General features: G+C 32.2%; 16 protein-coding genes. 1 reads left to right on the top strand and 15 read right to left on the bottom strand.

What is annotated here, in order from left to right:
• From RCH19_RS01760 to RCH19_RS01690, 15 genes are all read right to left on the bottom strand, one after another.
• Positions 1 to 1,083 carry a DegT/DnrJ/EryC1/StrS family aminotransferase gene (locus tag RCH19_RS01760; RefSeq protein WP_343021771.1) on the bottom strand — a complete coding sequence of 361 codons (1,083 nt, stop codon included), beginning with the start codon at positions 1,081 to 1,083 and terminating at the stop codon, positions 1 to 3.
• Positions 1,080 to 2,516, bottom strand: coding sequence for a lipopolysaccharide biosynthesis protein (locus RCH19_RS01755; protein WP_343021770.1), 1,437 nt, complete (start codon positions 2,514 to 2,516; stop codon positions 1,080 to 1,082). The genes RCH19_RS01760 and RCH19_RS01755 overlap by 4 nt, the downstream gene beginning before the upstream one ends.
• Positions 2,517 to 2,522: 6 nt before the next feature.
• Entirely contained in the window at positions 2,523 to 3,401 is an 879-nt protein-coding gene (rfbA, locus tag RCH19_RS01750) for a glucose-1-phosphate thymidylyltransferase RfbA (RefSeq protein ID WP_343021769.1), read from the bottom strand.
• Between the two features lie 2 nt (positions 3,402 to 3,403).
• Complete coding sequence (rfbB, locus tag RCH19_RS01745; RefSeq protein ID WP_343021768.1) at positions 3,404 to 4,450, bottom strand: dTDP-glucose 4,6-dehydratase; 1,047 nt, start codon at positions 4,448 to 4,450, stop codon at positions 3,404 to 3,406.
• Between the two features lie 2,379 nt (positions 4,451 to 6,829).
• On the bottom strand, positions 6,830 to 7,099 hold the full coding sequence (locus RCH19_RS01740; RefSeq protein ID WP_343021817.1) for a phosphomannose isomerase type II C-terminal cupin domain: 270 nt from the start codon (positions 7,097 to 7,099) through the stop codon (positions 6,830 to 6,832).
• Between the two features lie 104 nt (positions 7,100 to 7,203).
• A complete protein-coding gene (locus RCH19_RS01735; protein WP_343021767.1) occupies positions 7,204 to 8,208 on the bottom strand; it encodes a mannose-1-phosphate guanylyltransferase in 1,005 nt (334 codons plus the stop codon).
• A gap of 604 nt (positions 8,209 to 8,812) precedes the next feature.
• Entirely contained in the window at positions 8,813 to 10,096 is a 1,284-nt protein-coding gene (locus RCH19_RS01730) for a nucleotide sugar dehydrogenase (RefSeq protein ID WP_343021766.1), read from the bottom strand.
• A 293-nt stretch (positions 10,097 to 10,389) separates the two neighbouring features.
• Positions 10,390 to 10,854, bottom strand: coding sequence for a UpxY family transcription antiterminator (locus RCH19_RS01725; protein ID WP_343021765.1), 465 nt, complete (start codon positions 10,852 to 10,854; stop codon positions 10,390 to 10,392).
• Between the two features lie 311 nt (positions 10,855 to 11,165).
• A complete protein-coding gene (locus RCH19_RS01720) occupies positions 11,166 to 12,557 on the bottom strand; it encodes a UDP-glucose 6-dehydrogenase (protein ID WP_343021764.1) in 1,392 nt (463 codons plus the stop codon).
• A gap of 434 nt (positions 12,558 to 12,991) precedes the next feature.
• The gene (locus RCH19_RS01715) at positions 12,992 to 13,366 is read right to left on the bottom strand and encodes a four helix bundle protein (RefSeq protein WP_343021763.1); all 375 of its coding nucleotides are present in this window, start codon (positions 13,364 to 13,366) and stop codon (positions 12,992 to 12,994) included.
• A gap of 329 nt (positions 13,367 to 13,695) precedes the next feature.
• Entirely contained in the window at positions 13,696 to 14,679 is a 984-nt protein-coding gene (locus RCH19_RS01710) for an SDR family oxidoreductase (protein WP_343021762.1), read from the bottom strand.
• Between the two features lie 36 nt (positions 14,680 to 14,715).
• A complete protein-coding gene (locus RCH19_RS01705; protein WP_343021761.1) occupies positions 14,716 to 17,169 on the bottom strand; it encodes a polysaccharide biosynthesis tyrosine autokinase in 2,454 nt (817 codons plus the stop codon).
• 15 nt (positions 17,170 to 17,184) lie between these two features.
• Positions 17,185 to 17,976: a polysaccharide biosynthesis/export family protein gene (locus tag RCH19_RS01700; RefSeq protein ID WP_343021760.1), complete on the bottom strand. Its 792-nt coding sequence runs from the start codon at positions 17,974 to 17,976 to the stop codon at positions 17,185 to 17,187.
• A gap of 73 nt (positions 17,977 to 18,049) precedes the next feature.
• The gene (gene recR, locus RCH19_RS01695; protein ID WP_343021759.1) at positions 18,050 to 18,670 is read right to left on the bottom strand and encodes a recombination mediator RecR; all 621 of its coding nucleotides are present in this window, start codon (positions 18,668 to 18,670) and stop codon (positions 18,050 to 18,052) included.
• Between the two features lie 259 nt (positions 18,671 to 18,929).
• On the bottom strand, positions 18,930 to 19,295 hold the full coding sequence (locus RCH19_RS01690; RefSeq protein ID WP_121926120.1) for a CoA-binding protein: 366 nt from the start codon (positions 19,293 to 19,295) through the stop codon (positions 18,930 to 18,932).
• Between the two features lie 145 nt (positions 19,296 to 19,440).
• On the opposite strand from RCH19_RS01690, the gene RCH19_RS01685 reads away from it, so the two are divergent.
• On the top strand, positions 19,441 to 20,067 hold the full coding sequence (locus RCH19_RS01685; protein ID WP_343021758.1) for a MarC family NAAT transporter: 627 nt from the start codon (positions 19,441 to 19,443) through the stop codon (positions 20,065 to 20,067).
• The last annotated feature ends 21 nt before the right edge of the window (positions 20,068 to 20,088 follow it).

Here is a 20,088-nt window from a genome sequence, read left to right as displayed (position 1 = left end):
TTAATTATTTTGAATTCTTAATAATAACCTGCAAATTAAATTCACCTCTTCAAGAGTAAGATCTACATACAAAGGTAGACACATTACTCTTGTAGCAATATCATCCGTAACTTCAAAATCTTTTTTCTCAAGATAGGGCAGTGTATTTGCCAATGATGGATAAAAATAACGACGGGTAAAAATTTCATGCCCTTTTAATCCTTCCATACAATTTAACATCAATTTTTCGCTTTCAAAAACCAATGGATAATAGGCATAGTTTAAAGTCCCTTCTTTATGCCAGATTGGTCTTTTGGCCCTTAATGTCTCTAATTTTTCATTATAATAATCTGTAAGCTCTTTTCTTTTATCGTGAATAGATTGGATGTAAAAAAAATTAGTAAGACCCATTGCTGCATGAAATTCCGAATTTTTCCCATTAATTCCTAATTCTACAAAATTTTCTGGACCGTTAAACCCAAAGTTTCTGATATAGGCTAATTTTTTTAAAACTGCCGGATCTTTTGCGATTACTAATCCGCCTTCACCCGAATGGTATAATTTGGTAGCATGCAAACTACATGTTGAAATGTCTCCATACTCAAATATGGATTTTCCATTTATTTGAACCCCAAAGGCATGTGCTCCGTCATAAATCACCTTAAGTTTGTGTTTATTAGCTATTTTTTCAATCGCTACTACATCGCAAGGATTACCGTAAACATGGGTCGCTAAAATAGCAGTCGTTTTTTCAGTGATACTGGCTTCAATTTTCGAGGTATCAATATTTAGCGAATCTTTATCTATATCAACAAAAACTGGTGTGCAACCCTCCCAAACAATACTACTTGTAGTTGCCACAAACGAAAATGGAGTCGTTATTATTTCTCCTTTTAAATCTAATGCTTTAATTGCCATTTGTAAAGCAACAGTACCATTAGTTACAAAAAGAAGGTGTTTTAGACCTAAATATTCTTTCAATTTAATTTCTAAATCACTAGCTAGAGGTCCCATATTGGTTAACCATTGACGGCTCCAAATTCCTATAAGGTATTTTTGGTATTCTTCAATTGGAGGCAGAAATGGTTTTGTTACTGGTATCATTTTTTTTGAATTATATTTTTAATTTCTAACAAACTATCAAGTTTAAACAGATACGATAAGCCAAGATAAACAAGTACACCACAAAATGAATTCATAATCAAGCGTAAGCTATCCGCTAAATTATTGAGCCAATAGTTATCTAAAATATACACAATAACTCCCATTAAACCTGCTAACAAAAATAGTGGTATCATATCCAACAATTGTCGTTTTGTACTATAACCAATCATATTGCCCGCAAAATAAGTATTTATAAACAGAGCAAAAATGGAAAATATTAACTGCCCCCACAATAGACCGTGTAGGCCGTAATAAAAACTAATAAATAGTATTACTGATAAGAGTATCTTTTTAAAAATTTCTAATTGTAAGTATAAATCACTTCTACCTTTTACTTGCAATATTAATAAGTTATACAAATGTAATGGATATAATAATCCTGACAAACATATTATCTTAAAGATAGGAACCATTGGTAACCATTTATCTGTAAATAAAAAAGTTGTTAAAGGTTCGGCCAAAACAAGCATTAAAACCACTATAGGATTAATAACAAATAGAACCATTAACATCATTCTTTTATACGCGTTCCTTAAACGTTCTTCATCATTTTGTATTTCTGCAAATAATGGAAAAGCTACTTTATTTAATGCTGTTGAAACATTTCCTACAGGCATCATCATCAATTGGTTTGCCCTCGTATAAAACCCTACAACACTTGCATTGAAAAATCTTCCAATAACAATCTGATAAATATTTGTGAAAATTATATCTAATATACTAGATAACGTTAATTTATAGCCATAATTGAAGTGCTTTCTAAATTTTTCTTTTGAAAAGCTGAAGCTAGGCTTCCAACTTGATGCAAACCATAATATAATACTAAGTACAAAAGTATTAGATAAAGTCATAGCTACCAAACTCCAAACACCAAAACCCTTATAAGCGAATATTAAAGCTATCAAACAACTTATCAATAAGGCGGGTATTGTTAGTAAAGCTTGTCTTTTAAAATTCATTGTTTTTGTCAAGATTGTATTTTGAACGGAGCCAAAAGCAGCAAACACAAAAGATAAGGTGTAAATTCTTGTAACATCAGTCAACACAGGCTGTCTATAAAAATCGGCTATGAAGGGTGCGAATACAAATATAATTATATAAACTCCTAAACTTACAAGTAAATTAAAAATAAAAACAGTACTATAATCTGTATCGTCTAATTTATCACTGCGTATTAAGGAACTTGTCATACCACCATCAAAAAGAGTTAAACCAATACCCATAAAAATAGCAATCATTCCAATTAGTCCAAATTCTTCAGGTAAAAGAGCTCGAGCTAAAACAATAGTCACAGCAAAGTTAATTAACTGTGTGCCAAACTGTTGAGAATAACTCCACACTGCCCCTGATAAAGCTTGCTGTTTTAAAGACACTATTGCTTATTTTCTGTTTGCTAATCGTAACAAATATTGCCCGTATTCATTCTTACTCAGCGGCGTTGCAAGTTCTAAAACTTTTTCCTTAGAAATATAACCTTTCTCAAAAGCTATCTCCTCCAAGCAGGCTACTTTTAATCCTTGTCTTTTTTCAATAGTTTGAATAAAATTCGAAGCCTCTAATAGTGATTCGTGCGTTCCGGTATCTAACCATGCATAGCCACGACCCATTAGCTCTACTTTTAAATCTTTAGCTGCAAGGTATTCTTGGTTTACTGTGGTAATTTCCAATTCTCCTCTGTGGCTTGGTTTGATTTTTTTGGCTACTTCAATAACCGAATTTGGATAAAAATATAGTCCTACCACTGCATAATTGCTTTTTGGAGATTTTGGTTTTTCTTCGATTGAAATTACGGTTCCCGCTTTATCAAATTCAGCCACGCCATAACGGTCAGGATCCTGAACGTAATAACCAAAAACAGTTGCCTTTTTTTCCACCTCTACATTTCTTATAGCTGTTCTCAACAAGTCAGTCAATCCTTGCCCATAAAAAATATTATCACCAAGAATCAAACAAACATCGTCAGCTCCAATGAATTTTTCACCGATAATAAATGCTTGAGCTAATCCATCAGGACTCGGTTGTTCCGCATATTCCAAGCGGATGCCCAAATCAGAACCATCACCTAAAAGATTTTTAAAATTAGGTAAATCCTGCGGTGTTGAAATAATTAAAATTTCTTTTATTCCGGCAAGCATTAATACTGATAACGGATAATAAATCATTGGCTTATCATAAATAGCCATCATCTGCTTAGACACTGATTTTGTTAAAGGATACAATCTCGTCCCTGAACCTCCTGCAAGTATAATTCCTTTCATAATTAATTATATTGAGTCGAATAATATTTTTGGTATTCTCCAGAAGTCACATTTTCCAACCACCCTTTATTATCCAAAAACCAATCAATTGTTTTAGAAAGTCCTTCTTCAAAAGTCACAGAGGGTTTCCAACCCAACTCCTGATTTATTTTATTGGCGTCTATTGCGTAACGCAAGTCGTGTCCGGGTCTATCTTTCACATAGGTAATTAGTTGTTCACATGTACCACTTGGTCGTTTTAATTTTTCGTCCATTTGGCTGCAAAGTTCTTTGACTAAGTCAATATTCTGCCATTCATTAAAACCTCCTACATTATACGAACCGCCATCTTTGCCTTCGTGAAAAACCAAATCAATGGCTTTTGCATGGTCAATCACGTAAAGCCAGTCTCTTGTATATTTTCCATTTCCATAAATAGGAAGTGGTTTGTTGTTTAAAATATTATGGATGCACAGCGGAATTAACTTCTCCGGAAAATGATTTGGCCCGTAATTATTGGAGCAATTCGTGATCACAACAGGCAGTCCATACGTGTCGTGATAGGCTCGTACAAAATGATCGGAAGACGCTTTAGAAGCGGAGTACGGAGAGTGCGGGTCGTAACTCGTTTCTTCGGTAAAAAAACCAGTATCTCCCAATGCACCATATACTTCATCTGTAGAAACGTGGTGAAAGCGCTTTCCTTCGTACTTTCCTTTCCAAATGTGGTTCGCTGCGTTTAATAAATTAACCGTTCCAATCACATTGGTGATTACAAAATCAAGAGGATTGGTTATGGACCGGTCAACATGCGACTCGGCAGCTAAATGAATGATGCCTTCAGGCTGATGTTCTTCAAAAATTTCAAAGATTACTTTGGCATCTGTAATGTCTGCTTTTATAAATTTATAATTTTTGGAACCTTCCACATCAGTTAAGTTTTCCAAGTTACCTGCATAGGTTAAAGCGTCTATGTTTATAATTTTTACTTCGGGATATTTGTTTACGAATTCACGAATCACGTGTGAACCAATAAAACCAGCGCCTCCTGTTATTAAAATACTTTTCATTTTTTACTATATTTCAAAGTTACACTTTTTTCAATTGCACCGTTTATTTGTGATACAAATCAATTCTATATGTTGTTTCCATTGTAAGCTGAAAAAACTCGCAGTAAAGACCTTATGCGGCGTACACTGAGTTCACTTTTATAAACTACTGTCTACCGAATCGCGATTCATGCATGTTTTTGTATCGAACACTACTGACCTTTCTGCTTTTATCGCGGACAAATCTATATTTAAAAATTCGTTGTGTGTTACTGCAATTATAATTCCTTCGTATTTTTTGTCCGTTATAAGTTTTTCAATGATTTCAACCTTGTATTCTTTAAAAACCTCTTTTTTACTCGCCTAAGATTCGTAACTGTCAACTTCGACTCCGTATTCTTTTAGTTCTGTATAAATATCAATAACTTTAGAATTCCGAAGGTCGGTGCAATTTTCTTTAAAGGTAATGCCAAGAATTAACACTTATTAAACATAAATTTAAACTTACTTTTTATCATCAATTTAAGGGTTTCTGAATCAACAAATGGGCAATGATGTCGCTTACCTTCTTTTAGGCAAAATTACATCTTGGATTTAACTTTATTACTAATTTTATTTGTAAACTAATAAACATTTACCAAAATAAAGTCACCTTCAACTAGCCTTATTTTAAAATGTCTTAAGTGCCATTTTGTTATTACAGCTTCTAAAAATCAAATGTTTTTATTTCTAAAAAATTAAAAATCTTTGCCACTTCATTAAAAAAACTAATATTGGTATCTCTCTGTGAATTTTCAATTGACTTATCAGCCCCATTCATTTTAATTTACATTCAAAATTGGCATGTACAGTTATGAAATGTTTACATAAATAACTCACATAACACACGATATGTGCAGTCGAACGATAGGCGAATCTTGTTGCATTTTAATATGTATACACTTAATCCATAGGATTAATAAGAACGCGTGAATAATCTGCAAAAAAAATATTAAATTTAAAGCAACTGACACTATATAAAACGACCAATTAGGCTTCCTCGTTAAACACTGATGTGTAGTATATTCGTAAATTATGATGCCATCTTCTTTACACGCCGACACTACAATTGCAAAGTTGTGCAGGTTTAGGCCGTTTGTTTTCATCGAAAAGAGTAGAAATCGAATTTATATATATCTTTCAATCATAATTATCAAAATTATCAGACTAAAAAAAAGTAGTATAACAATCAAATTGAGTAACAAATACGCCTTGAAAAACATAATCAGAAATTTACAACTCAATATTACCTCGCCAATTTACTTTTTTAGTTTCAAATCCAATAATCAGCTATTTAGTTCCAGATAAACGCGACAGTGGCATATAACGTTTTAAATACCTTGTATTGCTATTTCGTTCATAAATATAATTTTGATTATTATATTTAATCTGTTATAGATTATTTTCTTAATTGTTAATTATTGCTAAAAATTAGATCTATACTGTTAAAAGCTTTACCAAAATTTGGGAAAGGTCGATCAAAGTTATTTCTAGTCGAAATCTTGTAATAAGTTAGGTAATTGTATATAATTTATTTTAGATGTATAAAAAATAATAGAATATATACATCCAATTTATATCAACTCTAATTATGACTCAGTCTAGCAGTAGAATGTTAACGAAGAAAAGCAAGATTGTAAGATAAATTTTAAACTCTAAATTGTTGAATATTATTATAGTTTAAATTATAAATCAAGAAGTATTATTAAGAAAAAAAGAATTTGAAGTATATAATAGTGGAACTTATCGAGCTTTATTATTAATTAAATACATAAAATTTGATATTATAATACCTTCTATTTTTAACGTAATATTTAGATTTTTTCATAGCTTCGCCCTTCCACATCCCATTTTGTAGAAATTATTCGACACATTTTAGCAAATATAGTTTTATAATCCCATTTTACATAATCGAAAATGAATTTCTAGTTAACACTTCATCGCATAATACATTAAAAGACTGCGTATGACATTAAATATCAAGTATGTTGCAAAGGGTTTATAATTTAAAAAAGAAATGAAATATCACTAAAATTAGCTAGAAAAAAAACCTATTCACAAAAGTTTAATTAATTAATTAGTTAAAGGATTAATAATTCTCTATTTTACTTGTTTTGAAAAGGAATCAAATTAGTAATTTTTTTACTTTTAATAGTGCTCTATCAAATACGTGCAACATTAAAGTTAACTACAAATCTATTTGATAAACAATACTAATACTATTAGTATTGTTACTCTTACCACAATAAATTATAAATTTCATTCCACCTTAAGCGATTCAACTTTTTGCTGTAATTATAGCTCTACTCTATTATAATCGTCTTTGATGCGCACATTATCATCTTCTCCAAAATAAGTGCACTATTTTACTTCTAGAAATAGTAGAGGTTGAGAAGAACGATTTTCTACATGATGTTTCATCCCTTGCGGTATTATTGCAACGTTACCTATATTATAGTCTTTCTCAATTCCATCAAGCGTAATTATTGCAGTACCAGCAACAACAGTCCAAACTTCTAATCGTTTGAAATGGTATTGATAAGATAACCGCCCTTTTGGATCAACAAGTATCCGTATCACGTTATAAGAAGAAGAATCCTCTAATACCCAATATTGTCCCCAAAGCCTTATGTCGTGCTCTATATATTTTTAATGTTATCTTTTAGTCTGTAAGCTTTATTTTATAATTAAAACTATAAAAATTCTTTGATCTTTATTATGTTTTTTCTAAAATATTAGTTTAATAAACTAGATTTTTCACGCTCTAATAAATGATAGACACTTTTTACATCCTGAGAAAATTCTTTTTTCAAAATTAAATTGGCACTCTCAGTATGAACAAAAATTGTATCTTTAACACCTATAAAAGCGGTGTAATTATTTGTACCAATAACCATATTTCCATTTTCATCGACGCTATGACCAATCGTAATTAGATAATCATACACAGATTCAAACGAACCTAAATCAGACCATTCAAAATGGGACGAAACTACTTTGATTTTTTTTGACCGTTCCATAATCGCATAATCAACACTTATGGAAGGAATCGTAAGTGATAATTCTAAATCGAGAATACCGTCTTTATTACTTTCCCATGCTAGCTTAGAAGTTTCATAAACTTCCGGAGCATAAACTTTTAGTTCTTCTAAAAACACATTAGCCTTAAAGCAAAACATGCCACTATTCCAAAGGAAATTTCCTTTAGCAATAAAATCACGTGCCGAAACTTGATTTGGCTTTTCCCTAAATGACACTACATTATCTCCTTTGCGCTCGATATAACCATATCCTGTTTCTGGTTTCGTAGGTACAATTCCAAAAGTTACGATAAAACCTTTAGCTGCTTTTTCAATTGCCTCTTGAATCGCTTGCTCGTACAATTGTATTTCGCCAATTATATGGTCTGATGGAGTCACAATCAAAATATCATCTGCTGAAGAAGCAAAAGCAGCAAAAGCGATTGCAGCTGCCGTGTTTCTTGGCGTTGACTCAATAATATCAATATATTCGGTACTTGACTTTTCTAAAACAGCTTTACTTAAATGACAGTTGTCAATATTCCCAACGACCATTACTTTATCCGCCAGATTTTTATTGCGGTCTACTGTCATCTCAAACAATGATTTTCCATCAAAAATATCGAGATACTGCTTTGGTTTACTTTTTCGTGATAGTGGCCATAAACGGCTCCCAACACCTCCTGTAAGTATAACGTGTGTAATTGAATTCATTTCCATAGTTAATATATATTTTGTAATCCATTGGCATAATTAATTTTCATCAATTATAGCAATATTTGATAGAATATTAAAGTATCGAGAATATTCGAAATTTCCTTAAAATGGAGTAAATCAATTGAACAAAAAAAATTTTATTAAATGTTTTTTTTCAGATTTCTATACATAAAAATCTCCAACAATTACGTCAAGTTAAAAGTAAAGAAAATTTATTTTCAGTAATTAAATTTTCTTTTTTCCTTGATCAAAAAAGAAACAAAAAAATACTTCAATCTTTTTATTTTTTTTTTGGATTCAGTGAATCTTCGATTTCAAGTCTGCGTATTCTCGTCGGTCAAATTAGTTTTAGAATGCTAAAAGAAAAGAACTCTTCGCCGCGGCGGATTAAACAGCTTTTCTTTTTGCACATTCTTCAAACATTTGACACTCGACTGCGGATACTAAGGACGATTAATTCTCATAATGAAAGATCTTTTTTTGCAACGTAAAAAAAATTAAAGGCCTTAAATAATTAATTAATATACTCCCTTTTTATAATAAATAAACCTTAGAATTTACTTTTTCAATTAATTACCATAAACGATTACTGTTTTAAAACTAAAATCTACAATCGTCCATCCGCCTTATCGCCTAAAACTCCCTTCACATCGTATACAATACTTTCAGAATTTCTTAATGCAGATAGATCTAGATTTAAAAACTCTTGATGTGCTACTCCTAATACTAAAGCATCAAACTTTTGATTCGGTATAGTTTGAGTTGTTTCCAAGTTATATTCATGCTTTACCGCTGATGGATCTGCTAATGGATCATAAATAGTTACAATTACTCCATAATCAACTAACGCAGCAATTACATCAACAATTTTTGTATTCCTAACATCCGGACAATTTTCTTTAAATGTAATCCCGAGCATTAATATCGTTGCACCACTAACTGAAATTCCTTTTTTAATCATCAGTTTAATTATTTGTGCCGCAACGTAATCACCCATACTATCATTTAGACGTCGGCCTGCTAATATAATTTCAGGATGATATCCAAATTCTTGAGCTCGTTGTGCTAAATAATAAGGATCCACGCCAATACAGTGTCCTCCAACTAATCCCGGTTTGAAAGGTAAAAAATTCCATTTGGTTCCCGCAGCTTCTAAAACTGCTTGCGTGTCAATATTCATCAAATTAAAAATTTTAGCTAACTCATTTACAAATGCGATGTTGATATCGCGTTGCGAGTTTTCAATTACTTTGGCAGCTTCCGCAACTTTTATAGATGGTGCTAAATGTGTTCCAGCAGTAATAACGGACTGATATAATTCATTCACTTTTTGTGCAATTTCTAGAGTAGAACCAGAAGTCACTTTCAATATTTTATCAACCGTGTGTTCCTTATCTCCTGGATTAATTCGCTCTGGCGAATAGCCTGCAAAAAAATCGATATTAAATTTAAGTCCCGAAACTCTCTCCAATACTGGAACACATTCTTCTTCAGTCACTCCGGGATAAACCGTAGATTCATAAATTACAATATCTCCTTTTTTCAAGACTTTACCTACAGCTTCGCTTGACTTGTAAAGAGGCGTTAAATCAGGCCGGTTGTTTTTATCAACTGGCGTTGGAACAGTAACAATATAATAATTACAATCTTTAATATCATCTAAATCTGTAGAGCAATATAATCCAATCGAGTTTGTGTTTTTTTGTTGCAAAACACTTTGCAATGTATCGGATTCAATTTCAAGTGTTGCATCATATCCTGATTTTAATTCAGCTACTCGCTTTACATTAATATCGAATCCTACAACAGAATGCTTTGTAGCAAACAAGCGTGCTAAAGGCAAACCTACGTAACCCAAACCGATAACTGCAATCTTTATATTAGAATTCATTGATTTGAATAATGACTATTATTAGAATGATACTATTACACAAGAAGTTATCTCTCATACTAAAATTAATAGTATAAGAAAATTTTTCAATAGTGCAAATATATGGAGTATGGACTAAAAAACAGTCTTAATTATGATTTATACTACTAAAAGACATTTAACACTTTTTAATTTTGTCAAAAATAAAGATTTAATTTTTTTACAGACAACATTAAACGCTGTTATCCTTACAATATTCATTTTCAAAAAAGATAAATATATAAATTGCCCGAAGGAATAAATCTATTTGGTAATTATTTTATTTTCATTTTTAAAACACATCCTAGCGATTCCAAAACTAAAACATAGTGAGTTTTATTTATCTCTTGAATAATGGCTTTTTGACTGGTAAATGGTCCTGATTCTAATTCTATCGAATCACCTGTTTTATATGCTTCTAGTGTCACATCTGAAACATCTGGATTATTCATCCATTTTTTTATAACGTTAATTTCTTCTTCACGAACTATTGCCGGTTTTCCTAACCAAAACAAGTAACGAACTGCTCCAGAAGATTGAAATACATTAGAGCGTTCAATTTCATCGATATAAACAAAAACATAAGAGTTAAAGAGTGGAACTTCTACTTTTTTCTTACGGTCAGACCACTGTCTTACTTGAGTTATAAGTGGACAATAACATTCGATTCCGTAATTATTTAATTGCTCAGCAACTTTTTTCTCCCATTTGGGTTTTGTATAAACTACATACCAATTCATATTTTTTTATTTTTATTGAGAAGATTTTGTGTTGTCTGTTGTCCGTTATGGGTTAAGAGTTATCCGTTGTCTATTTTCTCTTGTACGTTTTGGGTTGTCTGTTTTCGGTTATCAGATAGGTGCTTTGAGTTCTATATTATTTTCTTTTTACTTTAATCCGTTTTTCCTCAAACTTCGAATCTTGTACATCTACTTTCCACCTAGTATTTCGTACTTCAAACCTCTAATGTTGTACCTCGTACTTTCCATGTCGTACCTCGTACTACGTATTTCCTACTTCATACTTCATACTTCAAACCTCGTACCTTGACCTAAGATCCTACTCCCTGATATACAAAACCAATTTTTTCTAAATATTTGCCATTTAATACATTTCTGCCGTCAAAAATGAATGCAGGTTTTTGCATAGAGTCGTAAATTTTTTGCCAGTCGTATGATTTGAATTCATCCCATTCTGTTAGTACTGCAATAGCATGTGCGTTCTGGCAGGCTTCGTACGGATCTAAATGTGAAGTAATACTACTTGCATTATTCTTTACAGATCTTGTTTCTAAATAATTTAAGTCATCCAGTACTTTTTTACTTGATACTTTTGGATCATAAACGGCTATTTTTGCATGCTCGTTAATCAAATCATTCGCAACATAAATAGCTGCTGATTCTCGGGTGTCATTTGTATCTTTTTTAAATGCCCAACCTAAAAATGTTATTTTCTTATCAGAAACTGTATTATAAAGTGTCTGGACAATTGTATTGGAAAATCTTCTTTTTTGGTGATCATTCATTATAATCACTTGTTCCCAATAGTCAGCCACTTCGTTTAAACCATACGATTTTGCAATGTAAACCAAGTTCAAAATATCTTTTTGGAAGCAAGATCCTCCAAAACCAACAGAAGCTTTTAAAAATTTCGAACCTATTCGACTATCCATTCCAATCGCTTTTGCAACTTCATTTACATCAGCACCTGTTTTTTCACATAGTTCTGACATTGCGTTAATCGACGAAATTCGCTGCGCTAAAAATGCGTTTGCAGTTAGTTTTGATAGTTCTGATGACCATACATTAGTGGTCAATATTTTATCAGCATCTACCCAATTTGAATACACATCCACTAAAGACTGAATAGCTTTCTGTCCTTCAAATGTGGCATCACCGCCAATCAATATGCGATCTGGATTTAATAAGTCCTGAACTGCAGTTCCCTCAGCCAAGAACTCAGGATTTGAGAGGATTTGGAATTGTACGCCATTACCTGTATTATCTAAAATACTTTTGATAGCTTCGGCAGTTCTAACAGGAAGCGTTGACTTTTCGACAACAATTTTATTGTCCTTTGCTACTCTTGCAATTTGTCTTGCACACAGCTCAATATATTTTAAATCAGCTGCCATGCCTTTTCCTTTTCCGTAGGTTTTAGTTGGCGTATTTACAGATATGAAAATTATTTGTGCTTCATCAATTGCTTTGTCTACTTCTGTAGAGAAAAATAAATTTCGATCTCTTGCCTCACTAACTATGGAGTCCAAGCCAGGCTCGTAAATCGGTATATTATTTAAATCTTTATCGTTCCAAGCCGCAATACGTTCTTCATTCAAATCAACTACTGTAACTTGAATGTGTGGACATTTTTGAGCTATAACTGCCATTGTGGGTCCACCAACATACCCTGCTCCGATGCAACAAATTTTTGTAATTTTCATTCGTATTGTTTTGTGTTCTCCGTTGTCGGTTATCTGTTTCCGCTTTCGGTTATATGAGTTTTGAGGTACTAGTTTTGTTGTCTGTTTTCTGTTGTCGGTTTTCTGTTCTCCGTTTTCGGTTTTCCGTTGTCGGTTTTCTGTTTTCTGTTCTCCGTGTTCGGTTATGTGAGTTTTCAATCGCTATTTCAGCTAAATACTGTCTGTTCTCTGTTTTCTGTTTTCTGTTTTCTGTTTTCCGTGTTCGGTTATGTGAGTTTTGATTTACGTTTTCTATTTTCTGTTCTTTGTCTTCGGTTGTTTGAACTTATATTTTCAATTAGCCTTTAAAGTTTAAGCCATTACTGATTAAGGACAACCTAACCCATAACGGATAACTCAAAACAGCTAACTCAGAATGGATAACGGACAACTCATACCAGATAATAGAAAACTTTCTAATCAAATTTATTCCAGTTATTTTCAACGTAACGTAGGAAAGAATATAATTTCGCTCCTAAAATGTCATATTCTTGTTGAAGTGCATTAAATTCAATCGCTAAATCTGGATAAAGAAACGCTAATTTTTCTAAATGACAAATTGTCTCCAAATTACTCGCGTGAGAATAAGTAAGAAACTTAATAAAATCCATTTTATATCTTTTTCTCCCATATCCTTCTACAATATTAGTTGCTACAGAATCAGACGACCTTCTTATTTGACTTCCTAATTCGTATAATTCATATTTTGGCAGCTTTAATGAAAGCCCATGAGTTCTATAGAATAAAGACAACGATAAATTGTATACATCTAAATCTTTGTAGCTTTTCAAGTTTCTATTTCTTTTAATGGTTGGTTTTCGGTTTTCGGTTTTCGGTTTTCGGTTTTCGGTTTTCGGTTTTCGGTTTTCGGTTTTCGGTTTTCGGTTTTCGGTTTTCGGTTTTCGGTTTTCGGCACTTTGTGCCTCAGTGTTGTTGTTTTTTTTATTTTTTAAAATTATTCTTCAATCTATACTTTACAAACCTATAATATTAACAATAGGCAAAAACTGATAAAATGCAGCAGATAACAAACAACTCACATCAGTTAACAGATAACCCATAACTGATAACCCATAACAAATAACAGATAACTCATAACTCATAACGAATAAAAGAACTTCTATCTCAAATTTTCCCAATACCAACCCACTGCTTCTTTTAATCCTTGCTGCATTGAAAATTTTGGATTATACCCTAAAAGCTTTTTAGCTTTATCAATACTTGCCAAAGAATGCGGAATATCTCCTGCTCTATTTGGTCCATATTCAATTTCAATGTCTGCAATTTTAGAATCGTGCTCTGATAAATATTCTTTTAGATAATTGACCAAGTTGTTCAATGTATTTCTATCTCCAAAAGCAGTATTATAAACTGTATTAATAGCTTCAGGATTTTGAGTTAACATGGCTAATTCATTCATTTGAATAACATTGTCAATATAAGTGAAATCTCTAGAATAGTTACCATCTCCATTTATTTTTGGATTTTCGTGCTGCATCATTTGCATTACAAATTTTGGAATAACAGCAGCGTACGCTCCATTAGGATCTTGTTTTCTTCCAAAGACATTAAAATATCGCAGTCCTATAGTTTCTAATCCATAAGTTTTGCTGAATATTTCAGCATATAATTCATTAACATACTTAGTTATCGCATAAGGAGAAAGTGGTTTTCCAATTACTTCTTCGACTTTTGGCAATGATTCTGAATCTCCATACGTTGAAGAACTGGCTGCGTAAACAAATCGCTTTACTTTCTCATCTCTTGCCGCTACAAGCATGTTTAAAAAACCGCTTACATTGACATCATTAGTAGTAACGGGATCATTCAAAGATCTTGGTACAGATCCAAGAGCTGCTTGGTGTAGAACATAATCAACTCCTTGTACTGCAGCTGCACAGTCAGAAGCATTGCGAATATCTCCTTCGACAAGTGTAAAGTCAGGGTTATTTATAAAATCTTTTAAATTATGTCTGTGTCCTGTTGCAAAATTATCCAAGCAAACAACCTTATTTCCTTTTGCCAAAAAGTATTCACAAAGATTAGAGCCTATAAATCCAGCTCCTCCAGTGATTAAGATAACCTTCTTTTTTTCGTGTTCCATTATGTTTTTTTGTTCTGTCAAGCAAATATGATTGCTTTACTTTTTTAAAATTCTCTTTGCTATTTTTTGGTAAACGCTAGTTGATTTTTCTTCCTCATAATAACCATTAGCATAACTTCCATAGCCATAACCGTATCCATAGCCGTAACCCGTTCCGTACTTCGCTTTATTTTCTAAGCCATTCAAAATAATACTTGTATTATTTAATTCACCACGTTTTACACGATTGTTCAATAAAGCAATCATTTCCTTTTTAGTGAAATTCTGTCTCACAATATACAAAGTTACATCACAGTACTGCGCGAGTTCTAGAGCATCTGAAACTAAACCAACCGGCGGCGTATCAAGAATAATATAGTCGTACTTTTTCTTTAATTCATCTATCAATTCTCTCATTCCCTCATTAATAATCATCTCTGCCGGATTAGGAGGAACTGGACCAGATAAAATAACGTCTAGATACGGAATGTGAGTGTGATTGATAATCTCGTCTACCGTTTTTTGCTTAATTAAGTAATTGACAACACCAATATCATTTGACAAGTTAAACTCTCCAGCTAACTTGGGCTTTCTCAAGTCCAAACCAATAATAACAGTCTTTTTTTCGCTCAAGGCGAAAACAGTAGCGATGTTTATCGAACAGAATGTTTTTCCTTCTCCACTTATCGAAGAAGTAATCATTAATGTCTTCGCGCCATCTACATTTTGTTTCTTGTATAAAAACTGCAGCGAGGAACGAATCGCTCTAAAGGATTCTGATAATGCAGACTTTGGCTTATCATAAACAGCTAAATTCGTATTCTCTTTATTTACACCTACAACTCCTATCAACGGAATTTTTGTCATTTTACTGATATCTTCCGCATTTTGAACTGAATTATTGATAAAGAATACTGCAAAAACAAAAATTAAAGGAATAAGAATTCCTAAAAATAAAGCCAAAACATAATTGACAGATGTTTTTGGACCTATTAATCCTCCGCCTACATCTTTAGCAGGATCTATAAAGTGGATATCCGATAAGTTAGCTGCTTTTACAATATCTGCTTCACTCCTTTTTTGAAGAAACGTACTGTATATATTGTCACTTAAGTCATATTTCCTTTTAATTTTAATCAACTCTTGTTGATCCTCAGGAAGTTGTTTAATAGTGCTTTCCGTTTGATTTATCTTACTGCTTACAACAGCTAAATCATATTGTAAAGAAGATTTAGCACTTGCTATATTTTCTAACAAAACGTTTTTAACTGCTTCCATTTGGCTATCAAAGTCACTGAATATCTTATCACTTTTTACAGCATAAGCCATTTCAGAACGTTGAGCAGAAAGCGCAATCAACTTAGAAACATTTACTACAATATTAGGATCCTCTATTCCCGCTACCGATGGCGCTGGAAGTTTCGCATAATTCACACTATTCTTAAGATATGATTTTAGCGAATTGTAATAGGCCATTTTACGATTAACTTCATCCTTTTTGACATCAAATTCTAATATTTTCTCTGAGAATTTAGCTCCGCCATCTTCAACATCATAAATATTTTTACCTTTTCTAAATGTTTTTAATTCATTTCCAGTCTCCTTTAGTTGCGATTCCATCGCTACCAACGTGCTATCGATAAAAGAAATAGTATTAGTGGCGAACTGATTTTTCCCGTCCAATTGCCTTTTGATAAGCATCTTAACGGTCGCATTTAAGTACTCGACCATTCTAGCTTTGTTCGTTCCTTGCATTCCCAACGTTATGATGGAACCGCCCTTATCATCGGAGCGAACATTTATTCTTTTATAAGCAGACACTGTTCCGTTATAATCATTAAAACGCACAAAATATTCATTCCCCTTATAAAAACCAGGATTATCGTTTATTTGTAATTTCCAATTTAAGAAAGGAAGTGAAACTTGTTGTCCAACTTTATATCTTTTTACAAAATCTCCAATTTCAACATTGGTACTTCCATATGTATTGTTGGAGTATGTTAATGTAGATACGCTTGAATTTTCAAAAGGTATTTTAATTTCATACTCGCTTTCGCTTAAAAATTTAATACTGATTAAAGCTCCAGAAAGTTGTCCTTTTGATTTATCGATATTTACATAGAAGGGCACTGCGCCGTATGCATCCACCAGATTATATTTTCCTTGCGCTAGGTAATCAATATAATATTGCAATTTATCAACTACTAATTCATTATGCGATCGTGACTGTAGTGTTGTTGAAATCGTCTGCACTTGATCAGAAGTGCCACCCCAGTTAAACACTAAGCTTGTATTTGAAGTAAAAAGTGGATTGCTTTCTTCCTTAACAGAAATAAGCGTTTCCATACCGTAGATTTTCTCTTTACGAACGTTTACTTGATAGGCAATCGTAAAAGTGATCAACAAACTGATTAGAAACCACTTCCAGTAACTTCCAATTTTGATCAAAAAACCTTTAAAGTCAAAACTGACTTGATTTTCAAAAATTGAAAAATCTTTTATATCTAACATTTATAATCTCGGTTTTTATTTTTTTAATAGCAAGAAAGTCGTAGTCGCTAAAGATAATAAAGTAATTATTGTTCCTAATGATTCTATTCCCGTTTTTCCCGTTCCCCAAGTTTTTTGTTTGAGTGGTTTAATATAAACATAATCATTAGGTTGTAAATAGAAATAAGGAGATTTCATTACATTAATTTCCGTAAGATCTAGATCATGCATTTCAACTCCTGTTGGCGTTTTACGCATGATAGTCACTGCTTTTCGATTTCCAGTAATCGTTATATCTCCAGCATTGGCAATTGCTTCCATAATATTGACATGCTCTTGAAACAAAGTTTTTGTTCCAGGACCGCCAATCTCACCATTAATTGTATATCGAAATCCTGCTAATTTAACCGTTACAAAAATATTAGCTTCTTTATTGAAATATTCTGCTAACAGCTGTTTTTCAATTCGCAACCGCACTTCATCTAATGTGTATCCAATCACAGTAACATCTCCTAAAACTGGAATTCGTATACTACCATGATCATCTACAGTAAAGCCGTCAAAATACAATCCTGTTTCTGATTTTCCAGCAGTAGCATCACCATTAGTAGTATTAAAAATACTAACTAACTTAGGATCAATTGCTTTTATAGTAATACTCAAAACATCGTTAATTTGCAATCGATATGGCTTTGTTTCCACTGCTGCAACCACTGATTCTACTTGCGAACTATCTTTTTTTTGAAGATAAATTAAATCTTTAGTTGGAATACAAGAAGAAAATAGCACACATATAATTAGGGACAAACAGAGTACAGATTTGCTCATTTGATATTTTATTTAAGTAACAAATATAGCTTTTCATTTAATAATTAAAAGAATCACTATTTTTTTAACTTTATTAATTATTTTTAAAACCTTTTTCGAAAGGTATTCGATGTAAAATACTTCTTCCTAAAGTCACTTCATCAGCATATTCAAGCTCATCGCCAACAGAGATTCCTCTGGCAATCGTTGATATAATAATATTGCTATCTGTGATTTGTTTGTAAATATAGAAATTTGTAGTATCTCCTTCCATAGTTGAGCTTAGCGCAAAAATAATTTCGGTAACGGTACCAGATTTTACTTTCTCAACTAAAGAAGTAATGTTTAATTGGCTGGGGCCTACGCCATCTATTGGAGATATTTTACCACCAAGAACATGATAAATACCTCTAAACTGACCCGTGTTTTCAATTGCCATAACATCACGAATATCCTCAACAATACATATTATCTGATGATTTCTGTTTTTATTAGCACAGATTTCGCACATAACACTATCAGAAATATTATGACAGCTTGCACAATATTTTATGTCTTGTCGCATGGCAACTAAAGCTTGCGACAAAAAACCCGTTTGTTCTTTTGGTTGTTTTAGTAAATGTAGAACGAGTCGCAGCGCTGTTCGTTTACCAATACCCGGTAATTGAGACATCTCATTAACTGCTTTTTCTATTAATTTTGAAGAAAATTCCATAACTGCAAAAGTAGTTAATTTGCAACTAACGTTTAAGGTAGATATTTCAAAATTAGAAATTTATTTTGGAGAGAGATAATTTTTCAAAATCTGCTAATAAAGATAAATAACAACTTTTTTCAAAAATAAATTTTCTGTTAAGGATTTTTAATAGTAAAGTACATTATAGCAGTATGCTTTTCTTATTCCAAATTAAATAAGGAACAAGAAAAGCATAATATGTACTAAAAAATAAAAATAGGAGAACTTCCTAAAAAATTTAATATTGATTCGTTGTCAATAAAACAAGAGTACAAGCTATTTCAACTTTAATATCGTTCAACTTTAATAGTTGGTAGAACTCTGGGTTTTCAGTTCCAGGATTAAAAATTACGCGTTTTGGCTTAACCTCTACGATGTAGTTGTAATAATCACGCTGACGCGCTGGATTTAAATATAAAGTAACCGTATCAATATTTTTTATTGGAACAGCTTTAGTTTGAATTTTTATTCCGGCAACTTCACCAGCATTTTGACCTAAGGCAAGAACAGAATGTCCTTTATCAACTAACATTGTTATTGCTTTAAATGCATATCTTTCTGGCTTTGTAGTTGCGCCAAGAACTAAGGTTTTTTTACTCTTTATCATAGTATATAATTGTATTTGACAAAAGTAAGCAAAAAGCCTTGTTAGTGTAGCTATTTTAGTCTTTTGTTATAAATCAATAAAAAACGTTAGCTTAACATTAAACTATAAAAAATGAGTATTTTTGCTTACTTAAAAACAAAACATGGATTTATTTATTTATCTTTTTGTAGCCCTTTTTTCGGTGTTAAATCCTATAGGAACCGTTCCTATTTTTGTTGGATTGACACAACATGACACTAAAAAAGAACGCTCCCGAATTTCTTTATGGACTGCAATTAACGTATTTATAATACTACTCGTTTCCTTTTTTATTGGACAATATGTTTTGATTTTCTTTGGTATCAGTATCGATGCCTTACGTATAGCTGGTGGAATTATTATTGTTAGTTCTGGTTTCTCCTTACTTTCTGGGAAATTTACAAAAAAGAGAGGAATCAATAAAAAAGCAGAAACAGATGCACAAAAAAGGAATGATATTGCTCTGACACCTTTAGCAATTCCTATGCTTGCAGGTCCAGGATCTATTTCTCTTCTTATAGCTTTTTATCAGGAACATAATGAAACGTGGGAAATAATAGTTTCTTCGATGGCAATACTCGCAATTGCTGTTGCCATTTTTGTAATACTTAGAAGTGCACATTATTTAGCTAAAATTCTAGGTGCTTCTGGGATTGTAGCGATTTCTAGAATTGTTGGTTTTATCGTAATTGCAATAGGAATACAATACATTGTTAGTGCTATCATTAACATTATTAAAACCAATTTATAAGTAAAAATTAAAACGCTCTGA

Source organism: Flavobacterium sp. PL12, from assembly GCF_039123485.1.
GTDB lineage: Bacteria > Bacteroidota > Bacteroidia > Flavobacteriales > Flavobacteriaceae > Flavobacterium > Flavobacterium weaverense.
Note: the sequence above shows the minus strand (reverse complement) of the source record. Positions and strands in the feature narration are given on the sequence as shown.

Bases quoted from the DNA above. Each gene is read 5' to 3' on its own strand.
- RCH19_RS01760 (WP_343021771.1), bottom strand. From the start codon at position 1,083: ATGATACCAGTAACAAAACCATTTCTGCCTCCAATTGAAGAATACCAA.
- rfbA (WP_343021769.1), bottom strand. From the start codon at position 3,401: ATGAAAGGAATTATACTTGCAGGAGGTTCAGGGACGAGATTGTATCCT.
- rfbB (WP_343021768.1), bottom strand. From the start codon at position 4,450: ATGAAAAGTATTTTAATAACAGGAGGCGCTGGTTTTATTGGTTCACAC.
- RCH19_RS01735 (WP_343021767.1), bottom strand. From the start codon at position 8,208: ATGGAAATGAATTCAATTACACACGTTATACTTACAGGAGGTGTTGGG.
- RCH19_RS01730 (WP_343021766.1), bottom strand. From the start codon at position 10,096: ATGAATTCTAATATAAAGATTGCAGTTATCGGTTTGGGTTACGTAGGT.
- RCH19_RS01725 (WP_343021765.1), bottom strand. From the start codon at position 10,854: ATGAATTGGTATGTAGTTTATACAAAACCCAAATGGGAGAAAAAAGTT.
- RCH19_RS01720 (WP_343021764.1), bottom strand. From the start codon at position 12,557: ATGAAAATTACAAAAATTTGTTGCATCGGAGCAGGGTATGTTGGTGGA.
- RCH19_RS01710 (WP_343021762.1), bottom strand. From the start codon at position 14,679: ATGGAACACGAAAAAAAGAAGGTTATCTTAATCACTGGAGGAGCTGGA.
- RCH19_RS01705 (WP_343021761.1), bottom strand. From the start codon at position 17,169: ATGTTAGATATAAAAGATTTTTCAATTTTTGAAAATCAAGTCAGTTTT.
- RCH19_RS01700 (WP_343021760.1), bottom strand. From the start codon at position 17,976: ATGAGCAAATCTGTACTCTGTTTGTCCCTAATTATATGTGTGCTATTT.
- recR (WP_343021759.1), bottom strand. From the start codon at position 18,670: ATGGAATTTTCTTCAAAATTAATAGAAAAAGCAGTTAATGAGATGTCT.
- RCH19_RS01685 (WP_343021758.1), top strand. From the start codon at position 19,441: ATGGATTTATTTATTTATCTTTTTGTAGCCCTTTTTTCGGTGTTAAAT.